The 16,052-nt window shown below is 41.2% G+C and carries 13 protein-coding genes; 2 read left to right on the top strand and 11 right to left on the bottom strand.

All coding sequences use genetic code 11. The features are described from left to right. Nucleotides 1-89: 89 nt before the first annotated feature. The 6 genes from MKY24_RS03355 to MKY24_RS03330 form a co-directional block, all read right to left on the bottom strand. Complete coding sequence (locus MKY24_RS03355) at nucleotides 90-1,391, bottom strand: sensor histidine kinase (protein ID WP_071559340.1); 1,302 nt, start codon at nucleotides 1,389-1,391, stop codon at nucleotides 90-92. 1 nt (nucleotide 1,392) lies between these two features. Continuing rightward, nucleotides 1,393-2,133 (bottom strand): LytTR family DNA-binding domain-containing protein, encoded by a 741-nt coding sequence (locus MKY24_RS03350; protein WP_339201413.1) that lies wholly within the window; start codon nucleotides 2,131-2,133, stop codon nucleotides 1,393-1,395. A gap of 211 nt (nucleotides 2,134-2,344) precedes the next feature. Further along, nucleotides 2,345-3,094, bottom strand: a complete 750-nt coding sequence (gene treR, locus MKY24_RS03345; RefSeq protein ID WP_075153708.1) for a trehalose operon repressor — start codon at nucleotides 3,092-3,094, stop codon at nucleotides 2,345-2,347. A 73-nt stretch (nucleotides 3,095-3,167) separates the two neighbouring features. Then, nucleotides 3,168-5,126 carry a PTS system trehalose-specific EIIBC component gene (treP, locus tag MKY24_RS03340; RefSeq protein WP_339201411.1) on the bottom strand — a complete coding sequence of 653 codons (1,959 nt, stop codon included), beginning with the start codon at nucleotides 5,124-5,126 and terminating at the stop codon, nucleotides 3,168-3,170. 91 nt (nucleotides 5,127-5,217) lie between these two features. After that, the gene (gene treC, locus MKY24_RS03335) at nucleotides 5,218-6,957 is read right to left on the bottom strand and encodes an alpha,alpha-phosphotrehalase (RefSeq protein WP_339201410.1); all 1,740 of its coding nucleotides are present in this window, start codon (nucleotides 6,955-6,957) and stop codon (nucleotides 5,218-5,220) included. A 272-nt stretch (nucleotides 6,958-7,229) separates the two neighbouring features. After that, nucleotides 7,230-7,811, bottom strand: a complete 582-nt coding sequence (locus tag MKY24_RS03330; protein ID WP_023986882.1) for a LysE family transporter — start codon at nucleotides 7,809-7,811, stop codon at nucleotides 7,230-7,232. Between the two features lie 113 nt (nucleotides 7,812-7,924). Between MKY24_RS03330 and MKY24_RS03325 the strand changes: the two genes are divergently transcribed. Beyond that, nucleotides 7,925-8,476 carry an XRE family transcriptional regulator gene (locus MKY24_RS03325; RefSeq protein ID WP_202403976.1) on the top strand — a complete coding sequence of 184 codons (552 nt, stop codon included), beginning with the start codon at nucleotides 7,925-7,927 and terminating at the stop codon, nucleotides 8,474-8,476. Between the two features lie 116 nt (nucleotides 8,477-8,592). On the opposite strand, the gene MKY24_RS03320 is transcribed toward MKY24_RS03325, so the two are convergent. From MKY24_RS03320 to MKY24_RS03300, 5 genes are all read right to left on the bottom strand, one after another. After that, nucleotides 8,593-9,162, bottom strand: a complete 570-nt coding sequence (locus MKY24_RS03320; RefSeq protein WP_280922029.1) for a sugar O-acetyltransferase — start codon at nucleotides 9,160-9,162, stop codon at nucleotides 8,593-8,595. 13 nt (nucleotides 9,163-9,175) lie between these two features. Beyond that, a complete protein-coding gene (locus tag MKY24_RS03315; RefSeq protein WP_339202260.1) occupies nucleotides 9,176-10,372 on the bottom strand; it encodes an MFS transporter in 1,197 nt (398 codons plus the stop codon). A gap of 231 nt (nucleotides 10,373-10,603) precedes the next feature. Beyond that, nucleotides 10,604-12,982, bottom strand: coding sequence for a glycoside hydrolase family 2 (locus MKY24_RS03310; RefSeq protein WP_076161310.1), 2,379 nt, complete (start codon nucleotides 12,980-12,982; stop codon nucleotides 10,604-10,606). Nucleotides 12,983-13,061: 79 nt separating this feature from the next. After that, nucleotides 13,062-13,856, bottom strand: a complete 795-nt coding sequence (locus tag MKY24_RS03305; RefSeq protein WP_075153702.1) for a Nif3-like dinuclear metal center hexameric protein — start codon at nucleotides 13,854-13,856, stop codon at nucleotides 13,062-13,064. A gap of 124 nt (nucleotides 13,857-13,980) precedes the next feature. After that, nucleotides 13,981-14,547: a 5'-nucleotidase gene (locus MKY24_RS03300; protein ID WP_023986876.1), complete on the bottom strand. Its 567-nt coding sequence runs from the start codon at nucleotides 14,545-14,547 to the stop codon at nucleotides 13,981-13,983. A gap of 473 nt (nucleotides 14,548-15,020) precedes the next feature. Between MKY24_RS03300 and MKY24_RS03295 the strand changes: the two genes are divergently transcribed. Then, nucleotides 15,021-16,004: a glycoside hydrolase family 5 protein gene (locus MKY24_RS03295; protein ID WP_053324578.1), complete on the top strand. Its 984-nt coding sequence runs from the start codon at nucleotides 15,021-15,023 to the stop codon at nucleotides 16,002-16,004. Nucleotides 16,005-16,052 lie beyond the last annotated feature (48 nt).

Here is a 16,052-nt window from a genome sequence, read left to right as displayed (position 1 = left end):
TATTACTGGACTGATCATACTATGAACGAGGATTCTATATAAAAAAGTCACCCTGAAACGAAAAAAACAATCCCTAAACAGCAAGATGTCTAAGAATTGTCCTTATAAAATGGCAATAAAGCCATATTATCGAATACTTTATTTTTTGTTTCAATGGTCATATTCCCACCGTATTTGTCACATATTCTGGATATATTGGTCAAGCCAATGCCATGTACATCCGGGTTTGATTTTTGACTATGCAAATGAGCCACTTCATTCTCCACATGATTCAGGATGTGAATGAAAAGCGCGGACTCATTGGAATGTATTTTAATAAGAATGTACCTATCATCCGCAATCTTGACCTTTTTAGATGCTTCTATGGCATTATCCAGCATATTGCCCAGAGCGACACACAAGTCATAACGTTCAATATTTACTTTTTGTGAATACAAGTTAAGCTGAGTATCTACCTTGATGCCATTGGCCTGAGCAATATTAAGACTATTTGTGACAAGAGCATCTATAACCAGATTACCGGTATTAACCCTTTGATAGGCTCCTTCGATTTTATTTAATGTAACCTTAATATGTTCACTCGCCTCAGCCAATTCATTTCTCTTGATACATTCTTCAATATACAAAAACTGTTGGTGTGTATCATGAATGATTCTTTTCATATTTTTGAAGCTGTAAACCGTTTTTTCGTAGTTAGCATCTTGGTAGTCCATCTGATGTTGTAATTGAGCATTTTCATGCATTAATTGAAATTTTTCAATGATATTATCGAAAATATATATGATAAAAACATTTAAAAAAATAAAGCTAATAATAGAACCAAAATAATACATATTCTTTTCACTATAAACAGATAAAACATTGACCTGGTATAAACTTATGATGGGAACGATTAAAAATAAAATATAGTAACGATGCTGCAAAGGGAAGGTTCTGCGTTTGGCAAATAGCCGTATAATCTGAATGACAGCAAACATGATAATGCAGCTGAGTAACATAACCTTAGAGGATATCAAGTGATCTTGCCCACCCAAATGGCTAAAGTTGCTAATTTTAACGGAGCCTACAGCATATAAAATATAAAGAGATATAAAATTAACGATGGTTATCAATACAGCATAAAGGATAGAAAAAATGATCTTTGTCTTTATTTCCACTGTATAAGATTGCGCTAAACTAAATATGACAAGTAATGCCAAAATCGAGGATAGCGTAGGAGACAGATAAACACTTAAATATAAGATGTTCAGCAACCCGAAAATAATGAAATATATGAATCTATTTGGCTTTCGATTGGACTTATCAAAAACCGAGTTAAAGTAAAAATTCACTTGAAAGCACATCACCAGTACAACACATAGGTTAAGAAGCAGGTAGCTATATTCCATCATATTAATGCATCTTCATGATCATAAATTTGGTATATAGATCTTTAACTTCTTTTATTTTAGAACGCCCAATAGGTAACTTCACATCATTTGACATCAAAACATCACCGCCAGCAAATTTTTTCACATGAATTAAGTTTATAATAATCGAACGATGAATTTGTAGAAAATTATGTTCTTTTAATGCTGAAGCATAGTCCGAAAGAATCCCTTTGCTATCATAGGTTTGAGTAGAGGTTACAAAATGCAGTTTGTTTTTTATGGTTAAGCTTTTGACCACTTCAATACTAATGATATCATCATATTTTAAAAGCACTTCCTCATAAGCTGACTTGATGATAACGAATTTTTTATCGAGAGATTGAAAATATTGACACAGCTTTATCATTTTTTCCTCAAAGATATGGGGAGCAATCGGTTTTATTAAATACTGAAATGTGACTACGTCAAAACTTTCCACCATATATTCAGGGTAGCTCGTTAAAAAAACAATCTGTTCATCTAGATGATTTAAATTCCTTATTTTTTGGGCGGTTTGAATTCCGTTTATGCCATTCATTTCAACATCCAATATTAAGATATGGAATGGAGACTCATAGTTTTGATAATAAGATACCAGCTGTTCTCCTGAGTCGAATAATTCAACTTTAAATTCTATATTGGTCTTTAACGACAAAGTAATCAGCATATTTTTAACAAGTTCTCTGTGCTTGTGCTCATCATCGCAGATAGCCACTCTATACATAAATAACATACACCTCATTCCCATTGCACTGATCATGGAATTGTATTCTAAACAGTATATAACCTTTTAATATTCTATAAACAGCTTTTGGATAAAACGCAAATTCAAATCCCTCAAATGCCAGTATACAAGCTGCTCAGCAGCTGCATCCAAGGTAAAAAAGAAACCCTCGTCTTCAAAAGACGGGGTTTCTTAACTGTTTTATTGATCGTTATTTAAAAAAATCAGTTCTTTTCTCTTCACCGTGGGAACGTCTGGCAAAGTCGACAAATTGGAATTTGTCCAACCGATGCCTTGACTCGGTATACTGGAACAAGGTGGTGTCCTCCAGATAAACATAGTTACGTACTACGACCACATGAGTGTAGTTCTGAAGGTCCATCAGTTTATGATCTTCTTCGTCTGCATTTTCTACGGAAACCACTTTTTTGGCATAGCTGATTTGAAGATGGAGTTCTCCCTCCAAATATTCGTAGATGGACCCACGACTAATTTCCTCGGTAAGCACAGGTACAATGTCTGATCGAAAGTAATCTTTATCCAGTATGACGCATTCACCCTCAATCTCACGCGCACGAATAACTTTCCAGACCAAATACTTGTCTTTGTTAATCTCAAGATGATTGGCTATGTCATCTGGAACTGGAATTAAATGATTTTCATGTACAATTGTTCGTGATGTACGCCCAATCCGTTCAGACATTTCCTTGAAACTGACCAAGCCTCCTATAGGGAAATCCATCCGTCCCATATCCAGAACAAAAGATCCTTTAGCTTTTATTTTATGGATATACCCATTTTGTGCAAGCATGTGAAGTGCCTTACGTACGGTTTCGCGAGAAGTGTTATACTCTCGGGCCAGTTCATTTTCAGATGGCATTTTCGTGCCTGGAGCCAATTCGCCTGTCTGGATTCGTCCCGAGTACTCCTGATAAATTTGCAAAAATATATTCTTTGTCAATTTTCATCACCACGTTCATTGTAGCATCCTTTCACTTCCTGTTCACTAAAATAGGCTGTACGATGAATCTTACTTAATTCGTATTGTCTGATGAAGAATTCAAATGAATTCTCATTAAGGTATACTGCAAATCGTCTGCCTCACCCGGCAGTTCCTCAACCGATTCAATCATACTCTGACCATCCGGGACAATGACTGGTGTAATAATGGGGTATCCCGATTTCTGAATCAGCTCACGGTCAAATTCCATCAATAGCTGGCCTTGCTTTACGGTTTGACCTGTCTCCACATGCATGGTGAATCCTTCCCCCTTCAGGGACACCGTGTTAATTCCCACATGTACCAGAATCTGTACACCTGTCGGATGCTCTAAGATCAAGGCATGCTTGCTTTTCACCATGATGTGAATGACTTGCCCACTGAAAGGGGCAAGAATTTTGCCATCCTTCGGTTCCACTGCTATACCTTGACCCATCTGCCGTTCGGCAAAAGCCGGGTCAGGAACTTGTTCTAACGGTACAACACGTCCTCGTACGGGAGTCCTCACTTCAAGCACATCTAGTGCGGTATTTTGCGGAAGCGAGTCTTTCCTTACGGAATCATTGGCTGGTGCAGCCTGACGGCGCTTAGTTAACAACTTGCCATACATTAAAGTTAAAGCAAACGGCACAATTAACACGATCGCCATCCCGATGAAGAATACACCCCAGTTGTTTGGGAAAATAGACAAGAAGCCTGGAATCCCGCCCACACCAATGGAAGAAGCCATCACATGATTTACGGTGAGCAATATACCTGCAATACCGGAACCGATCATTGCGAATACAAACGGATATTTATATCGGATATTCACTCCGAATATGGCAGGCTCGGTTACACCCAGAAATGCAGACACTGAAGAGGTAAGAGCCAATCCTTTTCCCTTTTGCTCCTTCAATACCAGCATCATTGCCAGTGCTCCGGCACCCTGAGCGATATTGGACAGCGCCAGCATCGGCCAAAGGAATGTTCCACCCTGCGTACCAATTAATTGCACGTCCACCGCCAGGAAAGTATGGTGCATTCCCGTAATCACGAGCAAGGAGTACAAGCCTCCATAAATCAGGCCTCCCAGCGCAGGTGCCAAATCGAAAACGTATACAAGACCAGACGTAATGGCATTACCAATCATAAAAGTAACCGGACCGATCACTGTAAAAGCCAGAAATCCCGTTATTAATAATGTAATCGGTGCTACGAGTAACAGCTTAAATGAATCCGCTATCTTCTTATTTAGGAATTTCTCAATGTGGGCGAGCACGTAAGCGGATACTAAAACGGGTAAAACCTGTCCTTGATAACCAATCTTGTTCACTTCCCACCCAAACAAATTCCAAACCGGAACGGTGCCCTTTGTAACCGCATCCGCATAACCGTATGCACTTAGCAGATCCGGATGAACCAGAATCAGACCCAGTACGATCCCGAGTAAAGGACTGCCGCCAAACCTGACAACGGCCGACCATCCAATTAAGGCAGGTAGAAATGTAAATGCGGTGCTGGCAATGATGTTAATGATAGCAGCAAAGTCGGTCCATTGAGGATAGACCTGAACCAGAGCCATTCCTTCGAAGAAGATTCCCTTACCAGTCAAAATATTATTTATTCCAAGCAATAAGCCTGCAGTCACGATTGCGGGCAAGATAGGGATAAAAATATCTGCCAGCGTCTTGATGGCACGCTGAATTGGATTTTGTTTTTTGCTTGCCGCATTTTTGACATCGTCTTTAGAAGCCCGACTACCTCCTGTAATGGAGATCATTTCGTCATATACCTTATCCACCAGACCTGGGCCAATTACGACCTGATACTGTCCTTGTGAAGAAAATTGGCCTTTGACCAGATCATTTTGTTCGAGTGCATCTTTGTCTACCAGCTTATCATCATAAAGGGCAAATCGCAGACGAGTTACGCAATGCGTAGAGGCCTCTATGTTGTCTTTGCCACCAACGGCTTTTATAATGTCTTCTACCTGTGATCTTTCAATCGCCATTTAGCCCACTCCCTTAACGTTCGCTCATTTTAAAGCAGCAACCCCGGTTATCAAAGATAACGTGCCCGGGGTGCTACTAGATGTCTCCATACTATTCACTAAGTCTACGAACAATCCACATATAGGAAGCATATGGGGTCAAAGAGATCACTTGTTTTAGCTCCGGGGCGTGCTGAGTATTACCAATTAAGAGCTCAGCCGCATCCAACGCTTGATTTTCTAATGATGAATAAAATGAATCCGGTATACGGAATTGCGTATTCTGTCCGCTAAAATTGGAGATGACGATCAAAGTCTCCTCTTCATTGCTGCGTTGATAGGCATAGACCTGAGGATGAGCTTCGTCCAGGCGTAGATAATTCCCATCGGTAATGACTTGCACCGTCTTACGCAGTTGAATTAGCTTACGGTAATGGTGATAGATAGAGTTCGGGTCCTCTAACTGAGCCTGAACATTAATCTGTGGATATCGTTCATCTACCTTAATCCAGGGAGTACCTGAAGTGAAGCCCGCATTGCGAGTACCATCCCACTGCATCGGTGTTCTCGAATTATCACGAGACCGCTCTCGAATGATATTCAATGCTTCTTCTGCACTTTTGCCTTGCTCCTGTAAGATACGATACATATTCAGAGATTCAACATCCCGAAACTCTTCAATGTCTGCCCACTGCGGGTTGGCCATCCCAATCTCTTCACCCTGAAATATATAAGGCGTTCCTTGAAGACCATGTAGCGTGGTTGCCAGCAGCTTAGCGCTTTCCGCTTGGTATTCGCCATCATCCAAAAAGCGAGAGATTGCCCTTGGCTGATCATGATTATTAAAAAACAATGCACTCCAGCCGCCACCCTGTTGCATGCCCGTTTGCCAATCCGAAAATAGCTTTTTCAGCATTTCAAAATCATATGGCATGAGTTCCCACTTCTGTCCATTTGGGTAATCCACCTTCAAATGATGAAAATTAAAGGTCATGGACAATTCTTTTCTCTCTGGATTGGAATAACGGATGCAGTGATCCAGTGAGGTGGAGGACATCTCACCCACAGTGACGCTATTCTGTTTGGCAAATACTTTCTCATGTAACTCATGGATGTATTCATGCACATGTGGACCGTCCGTATAATACTTACGTCCGTCGCCAGGAGCCGTGCTTCTATCATCGTCCGAGAATTGCTGATCCTTGGAAATCAAATTAATGACATCCAGTCGGAAACCACTAACTCCCTTCTCAGCCCAAAATTCCAGCAGATTGACAACTTCTTGACGGACTTTGGGATTTTCCCAGTTTAGATCCGCCTGAGTCTTATCAAACAGTGTCAGGAAATATTGGCCTGTTGCCTCGTCATATTGCCAAGCTGGTCCACCAAATTTGGAAACCCAATTGTTTGGAGGTCCACCATCGGGTGCTGGATCACGCCAGATATAGTAGTCCCTATACTCACTATCCTTAGAAAGCCGTGCCTCCTGGAACCAGGCATGTTCTGTGGAAGAATGGTTAACCACGATGTCGATCATTAGGTACATCCCACGCGCCCGGATTCCCTCGCTCAATTCTTCAAAATCCTGCATTGTTCCATAATCGGGATTAATCTGGCAATAATCGGCTACATCATACCCGTTATCACGTTGTGGTGAGACATATACAGGCTGCAACCAGACAATATCCACACCCAGTTTTTTTAAATAATCCAGCTTTTGCGTCAGTCCTCTTATATCACCGGTTCCTTTGCCCGTTGTATCGTTAAAACTTTTGGGATAAACCTGATAGACCACTGATTTGCGCCACCAGTCCTTATCTTGAGGAATTAAAGTCTTGTTCATTGCTTCCATTCATGCTCATTCCTTTCTTGCGAAATGAAGTAGCGTAAAAAATAATATAACGCTTTCAACATCTTGTATATACAAGATTAAGTCATGTATATACAAGTTGTCAACAGCTTTATCTATTAAGGTAATACCCGTTTTGCAGCTAAATGATCAGGAGACTCATCCATTCTGTCCGATTGTATGTTATGACTCGTAGAATAAGCTCAATTCACACGAAAAAAGGCTCCTGCCTATAGTCAGGAACCTTTCTTTTCTATGATGAATAAGGTACTCATTTACATCCATATCGATAGTGCACTATAAAGGAGCAATAAGGACATTATGATATTGAAGGAACGCTCATGCTTATTCAAGAAACGTTGAAACACTGCGCCAAAAATCGCCCAGCTCACTACAGCTACAAAACCAATACAGGTCAGGAGTAATGAAATCGTAATAAGCTCTATATACGATACATCATAAGGCATTACAAACGTTGAAATGACCGTAATACCATACAAAATGATTTTTAAATTGATAAATTGTAGCAACAGTCCTGATTTGAAGGAATATCCCTCATTGTGATCATTATCCTCCGTAGAGGATTTGCTCTTTGCAATTTTCACCGCCAGATAAAGCATATACAGACTGCCGAGAACATTCATCCAGATCTTAACCCGTGGCAAAAAATGATACAAAGCAAGATTAAAATAGCAGGCTAACAGCATAATGGCGAAACAACCTGCTGTTACTCCCAGCAAGAATGGGAATGCTTTTTTCAAACCCAACCGCCTGGCACTGTCTAAAGACATAATATTGTTGGGACCTGGCGTAAAGCTGCTAACAAGTGCATAAGAAAGGAACGGAATAAACGGCATGCAACAATCAACTCCCGTATGTTATAATTGAATGAAATGTACGTTGAGACGTACATTTGTACTTTATGATTGTACAATATGTTCTTTATAAAGCACAATAGGAGCGAAGAATTATGGAGAATATTAATCTGATTTTAAGTAAAAATTTGAAACATCTAAGAAATGAAAGAAAATTAAGTTTAGATAAATTAGCTGATCTGACGGGGATCAGTAAAACGATGCTCGGTCAGATTGAGCGCGGAGAATCTAATCCCTCGATTACAACCGTATGGAAAATTGCGAACGGCTTGAAAATCTCTTTCACTGCTCTGATTAATGAACCACCTTCAGATGCAGTAGTCGTTCCTAAAAGCAAAGTACAAGTGCTTGAAGAAAATAATCAATATCGGTTGTATCCATTTTTCCCCTATGAAGGAAGTAGAAATTTTGAGGTTTACACCGTAGAGATTGAAGCAGGCGGAGAACTGAGTTCAGCGCCGCATCGTGAAGGTACAGAAGAATTTATTACGGTATTTGAGGGTGAGATGGTGGTAAAAGTCAGTGAGGAAATATACACGGTTAAAGCTGGAGATTCGATCCGCTTTAAAGCAGACCGCCCACACATTTACTATAATCTAGGAGAAACCCTGGTTCGGATGAATATGATTATTTATTACTCTGTATAGTTCAATCTTGAAGACCATAAGTATACAAGTCTTTAAATTAAATGATCCTATTAAAATAAGGAGCGCTTTTAATAGGATCATCGGTACAAATATTAAATGATTTGCCTGTATGCTGTTTAGGAGATTTTAATTTGCTTTATCACTCGTGCTGGATTTCCAGCTACAACCACATGATCTGGAACATCCTTGGTTACTACTGCTCCTGATGCCACTACGACATTATTACCTATCGTAACACCGGGATTAATAACTGCTCTACCGCCAATCCATACATTGTTGCCAATCGTTACAGGTTTCCCATACTCTGGGCCAGCGATCCGTTCAAACGGATCTATGGGATGAGTCGCTGTGTAAATATGAACTCCTGGAGCCAGGAAACAATTATCTCCAATGCGCACTTCGCAAACATCCAAAATGGTACAGTCAAAGTTGGCGTAGAAATTTTCCCCAACATGGATATTGTATCCGTAGTCACAGCGTATGTTGGGTTCCATACCTATATTTTCACCAGTTGATCCGAAAAGCTCCTTAAGTAACTTTTCACGGTACTTACGATCCGTCTCTGCCGTCTGATTAAAGAGACGTACACATCTTCTCGCATACTCTCTTTCTTGCGTTAATTGAGGATCAGCAGCTACATAAAGTTCTCCATCCATCATCTTTTGTTTTTCCGTTTTCATAGTCATGGGACAATCCCCTTTATATTTTAATCTGATTTTTTTCTTTCATCCCAATAGGTTGGGCTGCACCCGATATCAAACCAGCAACAATAACGCCAACAAGCACTACAATCAAGGCATGTAGAAGTCCAACATGTTCACCTAAAAACCCTAATCCTGGGGGGCCTACTAAAAAGGCAATGTAACCGATCGTGGCTACGGCTCCAACCCGGATAGCTGCACCACGAGGATCGTCTCCGGCAGCAGATAAGCCCACAGGAAAACCAAGTGAGGCTCCAAGCCCCCATAATACGACGCCCAGTCCGGCCATGAGGTAATGCTGTCCCCAGATCACTAGAATGATACCGATAGCAGCCAGGACAGCACTCCCTTTCAACACAGGGACACGGCCGTATTTATCCAGTATGAATCCGCCAGTAAAACGTCCAATGGTCATCGCTGCCACAAATAGTCCATACATATAGGAACCTGTTAAAGAATCCACGCCATAACCATCTACCATCGTTAGCGGCAGCCAGTCATTCGCAGACCCTTCTGCAAACGCCATACCTAACACGATGATACCGATTAGTAAAATCCGTCTTTCTTTCCATACAGCAAGCTGCGCCTTGAGATTAGATCCGACCTTTTGAGTAGGAACTTCTTTCTCTACACCTGTATCGTGAGGCAGAAAACGATAAAAATAGAAGGTTACCGCTGCAATCATGACAGCCATAGCTCCAAAATGGACCACAACAGGTATGTGTAGTGCCGCTGCTCCAGAGCCAATAACCGCACCTACAAGTGTCCCCATACTAAATGAACCGTGAAAAGCAGGCAAAAGCGTTTTTTGCAATTGATTTTCTACCGCAGAACCTTCGACATTAAGAGCTACTTCCGCTGTCCCATAGCCACCTCCAAAGATGACCAAACCAGCAAATACGATGCTCGTGAGCGAAAATGCAGTTCCCAACCCTACAATGACAAAACCGATCACAATCAAAATCGCACTTCTCAGAATGACCGCCCGTCCACCTATACGAGAAATCATATTGCCTGCACTAAGTAGTCCCACTAAAGAACCTGCGGCTAATCCAAAAATTATAATTCCCATTTCGGCAGTCGAGACATGTAAAATATCCCGGATAATAGGCGTTCGAGACACCCAGGAAGCAAAAGCTACACCCGGTAAAGCGAATAACAAAAATAAAATGTTACGAATTACCCTGGGATTCATGGAGGGTTCTACTGGCATTTACTTATCTCCTTATCACCACTTTTTATTAATCTTTTAATAAGTTATATTATAATTAGTCATTCTATTCGTATCCAAACTATTTGTCAAAAAGAGAATTATAGTCATAGATGGCTATTGACTGTCAGTTGTAAACATATTAAAAAGGGCCTGAGCAGGTAGAGCATGAGCACTCGTCACCTATTCAGACCTTTTAATTAAACTATACAAGCTCTATACTGAATCAGCCTTGAATTGTCTTTTGGATTCTTCTTCTATTTTCAGTCTGGTTTCTCCCAGCAACCCTCCATCTGCTGACGCCTGAAGCAACAACTCACCAGCCACATAACCGGATTGTATAACAACGAGACACCTTCCCCTGTGTGTTCGTCTCTCATTCCCCTTGAAGGATTCATCGCTGGTGAGATTACCATTGTCTATTCCAAGGATACGACCATCTCCCTGCAGTTTAAAGATTACATCAAAATCCTGGTTAGGTACGATGATCCCGTTTGGGTCTATGACCGTTACTTCCACATGAGATATCTCATGCCCATCAGCAGGTAGAACCGTCCGATCGGCCTCCAACTTTAGAGCATAAGGAGCCCCGGCAGTGGTCAGTTCATGCTCACAAACCTTCTCGTTTCCATTGCGACCCACAGCCCGGATTTTGCCCGGTGTATAGGGAAGCTCCCATAGGATTAAATGATTAGGGTAATCCACTAGCTTCCTCTTACCATATGATTCATCATTCACGATCAATTCCACGCTCTCACAATTGGTGAAGGTAACCAACCGTATCAATTTTCCACCGTATTCAGGAAATGTCCAGTGATCTTCCATGGCCGGAGATTTCCAGTGCATCGTCCATGTCGGATTAAATTCCGATTTCATGTGTTCGTTAAATGCGGCTATGTGCACAATAGGCTGATCAGACCATAAACTTTGTTGGAGATAAGATACTGGTTTGCGGAATCCGCAAGTATCAATCAGACCCGAAGACCACCCTTTGGAGGGATAGCTCGTTTCTCCCAAATAGTCAATTCCACTCCAAACAAATTGACCGATCACATAATCATGATTAGCGACATCAAACCAGGGATTCATAGGCAAATAACCTTTAACCCGGTTATCCTTACCCCGATAGTATGGGAATGTTTCTGTTCCAAGGATAAGCGTATCCGGCATGGCCGCTCTATAGTGCTCATACCACTGCTCCTGATAGTTTACCCCCAGAACATCCACTCGTTGTGCCAGCTGTTTGGTATGCTCCACTTTGGCCTCAATCGAACCCTCACGCAAGCTGATTGGTGTATTATGCGGCTCAAGTGCACATGTAACTGGTCGAGTCGGGTCTTTTTCATGGCAGAAACCCACGAGCTGCTCCAACATTTTGAGCATGGATGGCTGACCTTGGTTTTCCACTTCATTCCCAACGCTCCACATGAAAACACTGGGATGATTCCTGTCCCTGAGCAACATTGCTTCCAGATCTTTTTCCCACCACTCATCATACAAATGCTCATAGAAAAGAGACTTCCATTTGTCAAAAGCTTCATCAACCACCAAGAACCCCATCTGATCACATAAATCTAATAATTCGGGCGCCATCGGGTTATGAGCAAAACGAATCGAGTTACAGCCCATTTCTTTCAGCCTCTGCAGCCTTCTCTTCATGGCTGTATCATGGTAAGCAGCCCCCAGACAGCCTAAATCATGGTGAATGCACACTCCCTTTAGCTTTAAATTACTTCCGTTCAGCAATAAACCTTTTTGTGTATCCAGCTTCATTTCTCTTATACCAAACGGAGTACAATAACGATCCACCTCTGTATTGTCGCAATAGATCGTCGTCTGAGCTTCGTAGAGCACTGGGTTGTCCGGTGACCATAGTTCTGGCTCTAAAACTCGCGCTTTTTGCTCTATTTCCCCCGTTTCACAGCCCAAAAGAGTTACTCGGTTTTCCACTTTTCCTTTGATCTGTCCCTGTGAGTCCAGCATTTCAGTCATAATCGTACACTCTACGGCATGCGCGTGATGATTAGTGACCTGGATTCTGGCAGTCACCTTGGCTTCATCTGGCGAAATTTCAGGTGTGGTAATGTAAGTCCCCCATTCGGTTATATGAATATAATCCGTACAAATCAGCCAAACATTACGATAAATACCGGCCCCCGAATACCATCTATCAGGTGAAAGAATCGTATTGTCCACTTTGACGGCAAGCACATTCTCCTCATCCCACCGAATATATGGAGTCAAATCATATTGAAAGCTAACATATCCATAGGGTCGCTTGCCCACAAAATGCCCATTGATCCAAACCTCACTGTTACTGTGAATGCCATCAAATTGTATGTATACGCGCTGTTTTGGAGAGGAGGGCTTCACATTAAAATGCTTTCTGTACCATCCCACAGACCATCTCGGCAAATAAGCTTGATTGCCACCATACAGCATATGCGGATCAAAGGACTTTTCAATGCTCCAATCATGAGGGACTTGAAGGAGCCGCCAATGCTCATCGTTGTAGTCCATTTTCTCAGCACCTGCATAATTACCTTCTATAAATTTCCAGTCTTTTTTGAACGGCATAATCACTCTGCTTCCCATCATCTTGCCTCCATTTCATAAAGTGGATGAGCGGATATAACAACAGTGCGGGATGACCATCACAAAAGACGTGTTCTCATTACAATATTTGATACACCGGGCGATCTTCTATAAAGTGTACGGGGAGCATTGGAAATTGGGCGGAAAGTACATCTGCGAGATACTTCATCCCAGGTGCTTCACTTTCAGCATGTCCCAGCATGATAAGTGCTTTACTTTGCCCTTGATAGACAGCATCTTTAACATATTCTGGTGTTTCCCATTCTGGGCCCTCACCGGCAATGACTAAATCCACATTTTCATTTAGAAATAATGGAATGGCTAGTTCACCACCTCCCCTGTATCCTACTGAGATTCCCACTCGTTCACATGGCATGGAAACCTCGCCAGCCACCCGTACATAACGAATATGTAGTTTGGCTTTGATATATTCAGCGATCTCCTTAACTTCCATAGCCGGAATAGTCAAAATGGCGGCCGTCGGCTGTTGTTTCACAATGTAGTTGTGCCAGCCAAGCGCCTGAAGAAGCCCAACTATCACTCCATCCGGTTGATAACGATGTATGGCATCATGAAACCGATAAATGCCTATACCTGCATCGGCAATGAGGCGAGATTTTTGCAAAAAAACAGGATCATATAGTAAACATTCATGCATTCTCTGATGACTATAAAAGATGCCTTCATGCGTAATGATAAAATTTGCACCTAAAGAAATAGCTTGCTCTATTACATACTGCGAAGCTGAGAAAGCGGTTACAATTCCTTGCACCTCAGTATCTATATATCCTGGGTCCAGTAGATCTACGGTGGTGTTGGGTATGCTTATTCCCTTGGTCAGATGATTCACAATCTGACCCATAGTCATGGTCATACACGTTCCCTCCTCATGGATAATGCATATCAATTGTACCATTTTATTTCAATCATAAGTGCTATTCTTTCTAGCAAAATAGCCAGTTCCAAAGGAGCCAGCTGTTTTTTTACGAATGGTTCTATTATTTATACAGAACTCCTAAAATGGAGTCGATTCGTTCTTTTGCTCCTTGCCAGGATGTCATGACGGGGAACTCATATTGCTCTCTTACTCTCAGATTCCATGGATGAGGAATGCAAAGCACCTTTTTCCCCTCCTCTAGCGCAGGCACTAAATTATGAGGACCATCATCAATCAGGAGATCATAGTTAATCAGGTTCTTTCGTTTACATGGGAAAAAGTTCTCAATCGGAATGAATGGCATATGTCTTTGAAGCCAGTTCCATTTCTCTACGACGGTCTTGGGTTCTGCCGCTGTCACAATAATGACATCAAAAGCATTGCAAAGCTTCTCCATCTCTTCTACAACATACTCGTCATACAGTTCAAGTTCCTCAAACAAACCCGGTCGCCCATAAAATACATCATGCGTGCTTTTGGGATGACGTAGATGATCGGTGTTCCAATCTAACATTTCTTCATACCGAAGCGTATGAGTGGGAAATTCACTATTGTTATGGTATATGGCTCGTTTGACGAGATGACAGATGGTATCGTCCATATCGACTGCAATGATTGGTTTTCTCATCAGCTTGCCCCTATTCACTCTGGTAAAATTTTTCACAAGAATATCATACTATAATTTAATATCGCGGTGAAGCTTAGGTATTGCTGTCCGATTAGATCTCGCCTTTGTTCAAGATAATTAGCCAAGTACAACGTTAGGTTTATCTACATATTTCAGATATATTAAAGCAAAAAAGTTAGGTTATCTTTATTGAAATAAACTAAATTTCAAACAAATATAAGCAATAAATACAATGATACCATAGAAAATCTCACTTAAATAATAAATCTATGTGTTTATGATTAGAAAACACAAAAAATAACTAAAAAAATCAATTGAATAACAAAAACTCAAATGATAGAATAACAAAAATAACTTTTCTCCAAATTGAAAACGCTTAATTTGTGTTTAGCTTACTGCTATTTACACACTTACATACCTACTTCATCTCTGTATAGCAGGAAGTTGAATAATATATTTAGGGAGGAATAAAAATGAAGGTATTGTTAAGAAAAGCATTATTGTCTGGACTGGTCGGCTTGCTCATCATGATTGGTTTAGGAGGAGTTTTCTCCAAGGTAGAAGCTGCTTCAGGATTTTATGTAAGCGGCACCAAATTGTATGATTCTACAGGCAAGCCATTTGTTATGAGAGGCGTCAATCATGCTCACACATGGTACAAAAATGATCTTTATACAGCTATCCCGGCAATTGCCCAGACAGGTGCTAATACCGTCCGAATTGTCCTTTCTAACGGAAACCAGTACACCAAGGATGACATTAATTCCGTGAAAAATATTATCTCTCTTGTCTCCAACCATAAAATGATTGCTGTACTTGAAGTTCATGATGCTACAGGCAAAGACGACTATGCGTCTTTGGATGCAGCTGTGAACTACTGGATTAGCATAAAGGATGCTCTGATCGGCAAGGAAGACCGGGTTATCGTAAACATTGCGAACGAATGGTATGGTTCTTGGAATGGAAGTGGTTGGGCTGATGGATACAAGCAAGCGATTCCCAAGTTGAGAAACGCAGGTATCAAAAATACGCTCATCGTCGATTGTGCCGGATGGGGACAATATCCTCAGTCTATCAATGACTTTGGTAAATCTGTATTTGCAGCTGATTCTTTGAAGAATACGGTATTCTCCATCCATATGTATGAGTTCGCGGGTAAAGATGTTCAAACTGTTCGAACCAATATTGATAACGTTCTGAATCAAGGACTTCCTCTGATTATTGGTGAATTTGGCGGTTACCACCAGGGAGCAGACGTCGACGAGACAGAAATCATGAGATATGGCCAATCCAAAGGAGTAGGCTGGTTAGCCTGGTCCTGGTATGGTAATAGTTCCAACCTTTCCTACCTTGATCTTGTAACAGGACCTAATGGCAATCTGACGGATTGGGGAAAAACTGTAGTTAACGGAAGCAACGGGATCAAACAAACATCGAAAAAAGCCGGTATCTACTAAAAACACATTAAGAAAATAAAAAATACTCATGTATTCACTGGCCCCTTA

It is taken from the genome of Paenibacillus sp. FSL P2-0322, assembly GCF_037975315.1.
GTDB lineage: Bacteria > Bacillota > Bacilli > Paenibacillales > Paenibacillaceae > Paenibacillus > Paenibacillus polymyxa_B.
This window is presented reverse-complemented; position numbering and strand designations above follow the sequence as displayed.

Coding starts and splice junctions, on each gene's coding strand:
- MKY24_RS03355 (WP_071559340.1), bottom strand. CDS start 1,391: ATGATGGAATATAGCTACCTGCTTCTTAACCTATGTGTTGTACTGGTG.
- MKY24_RS03350 (WP_339201413.1), bottom strand. CDS start 2,133: ATGTATAGAGTGGCTATCTGCGATGATGAGCACAAGCACAGAGAACTT.
- treP (WP_339201411.1), bottom strand. CDS start 5,126: ATGGCGATTGAAAGATCACAGGTAGAAGACATTATAAAAGCCGTTGGT.
- treC (WP_339201410.1), bottom strand. CDS start 6,957: ATGGAAGCAATGAACAAGACTTTAATTCCTCAAGATAAGGACTGGTGG.
- MKY24_RS03330 (WP_023986882.1), bottom strand. CDS start 7,811: ATGCCGTTTATTCCGTTCCTTTCTTATGCACTTGTTAGCAGCTTTACG.
- MKY24_RS03325 (WP_202403976.1), top strand. CDS start 7,925: ATGGAGAATATTAATCTGATTTTAAGTAAAAATTTGAAACATCTAAGA.
- MKY24_RS03320 (WP_280922029.1), bottom strand. CDS start 9,162: ATGACTATGAAAACGGAAAAACAAAAGATGATGGATGGAGAACTTTAT.
- MKY24_RS03315 (WP_339202260.1), bottom strand. CDS start 10,372: ATGAATCCCAGGGTAATTCGTAACATTTTATTTTTGTTATTCGCTTTA.
- MKY24_RS03310 (WP_076161310.1), bottom strand. CDS start 12,982: ATGGGAAGCAGAGTGATTATGCCGTTCAAAAAAGACTGGAAATTTATA.
- MKY24_RS03305 (WP_075153702.1), bottom strand. CDS start 13,856: ATGACCATGACTATGGGTCAGATTGTGAATCATCTGACCAAGGGAATA.
- MKY24_RS03300 (WP_023986876.1), bottom strand. CDS start 14,547: ATGAGAAAACCAATCATTGCAGTCGATATGGACGATACCATCTGTCAT.
- MKY24_RS03295 (WP_053324578.1), top strand. CDS start 15,021: ATGAAGGTATTGTTAAGAAAAGCATTATTGTCTGGACTGGTCGGCTTG.